The organism is Candidatus Magnetaquicoccus inordinatus, assembly GCF_004217665.1.
Lineage (GTDB): Bacteria > Pseudomonadota > Magnetococcia > Magnetococcales > Magnetaquicoccaceae > Magnetaquicoccus > Magnetaquicoccus inordinatus.
Genome location: NZ_RXIU01000468.1, coordinates 1 through 1,302 on the forward strand (window position 1 = coordinate 1; position 1,302 = coordinate 1,302).

At 53.1% G+C, this 1,302-nt stretch carries 2 protein-coding genes and 1 pseudogene; all 3 read left to right on the forward strand.

Annotated elements, in window-relative coordinates; translation table 11 throughout:
* Nucleotides 1-427 (forward strand): annotated as a pseudogene (locus EJP87_RS16585) (heavy metal translocating P-type ATPase); the annotation flags it as partial.
* Nucleotides 372-965 (forward strand): FixG Ig-like domain-containing protein, encoded by a 594-nt coding sequence (locus EJP87_RS16590; protein WP_130472945.1) that lies wholly within the window; start codon nt 372-374, stop codon nt 963-965. The pseudogene EJP87_RS16585 and the gene EJP87_RS16590, both read left to right, overlap by 56 nt.
* Nucleotides 965-1,302, forward strand: a 338-nt coding sequence (locus EJP87_RS16595) for a FixH family protein (protein WP_193771489.1), incomplete at its 3' end; no start/stop codon positions are given. The genes EJP87_RS16590 and EJP87_RS16595, both read left to right, overlap by 1 nt.

Genomic DNA, 1,302 nt, shown 5'->3' on the forward strand with positions numbered 1-1,302 from the left:
GGCCCTTTATGCCGGCTATTTTCAGGGCATCGATGCCGATACCAAACAATTTTTTCACTGGATCTCCCTGCTCCTGGCAACACCGGTTCTTGTGTACAGCGGCTCTCTCTTCCTGGATGCTGCCTGGCGCGGTTTGCGTAATGGCCGTTTGACCATGGAACTGCCTATTGCCCTGGGAGCCTGGGTTACCTACCTCTACAGCCTCTATGTTACTCTGCGCGGCCATGGGGAGGTCTATTTTGATTCGGTTACCATGTTTCTTTTTATCCTGCTAGCTGGCCGTTTTCTGGAAACAGTGGCACGCAGCAAAACCGCTGCCGCCATGGAACGTTTGCTCAATCTGCAACCCCGGCAGGCGGTGGTATTACGCAATGGCCAGGAGTGCACCATTCCAGTACGGGAGGTGCACCTGTGCCGCCTGTATTGATGCCTGTGACAGCGTCCGTGAATCTCTGCAGGCCAGCAAACGGACCTTGATCTGTTATACCTCCTTGCGGGAGATGCGCGGTGGCAAAACACGTTGGTTGCGGCCACGCATTTTTTACTATGCCGCTCTGCTCAGCATCTTTCTGGGCGGCATGGTCTACTACCTAAGCCACCATGCCAGTGTCGAATTGAATGTCATCGCCCATCGCCAACCCATGTATATCGTCCAGTCTGATGGCGGCATCCAAAACAACTATACAGTGCGGGTGCTCAATATGACCGCCACAGCACAATCCTATACCCTCTCTGTTGCCGGCGTTGCCAATAGCACTTTGTCCCTTGCTGCCGTCAGTCAATATGATGCACAAGGTCGTCCCATATTGACCGTCGAACCAGGATCCGTTACACCTTTTACCGCTTATCTGCGGCAACCAGGCAGCCATACTGAACCTGGACCAGTTAAAGTGACCTTCACTTTAACTGCGCACTCCGCCTCAGGTGGCACAGCAACATATCAAAGCTCTTTTGCGAGACCCTAATGAACCAAAACCACACAAATGAATCTCTGCGTCGCAACTGGCGACCGGAACCTTGGTTGACAGCCATCGTGCTCTTTTTTCTGGTTGTGTTTGCCGTCAATGCCTTGATGATCCGTCTGAGTCTGCAATCCTGGACCGGCGAAGTCACCGATGAACCCTATCGCAAAGGATTGGCTTTCAATCAAACACTCTCAGCACAACAAGCGCAAGATGCTCTGGGCTGGCAGGTAAAATTGGAACATGCGCCACTGCTGGTCGGCAAACAGGAGCGCTTGCAGGTAGTGATTCGCAATGCTCAAGGCCAACCCTTGCGTGATGCCTCCCTGCAGGGGGTATT

Bases quoted from the DNA above. Each gene is read 5' to 3' on its own strand.
- EJP87_RS16590 (WP_130472945.1), top strand. From the start codon at position 372: ATGGCCAGGAGTGCACCATTCCAGTACGGGAGGTGCACCTGTGCCGCC.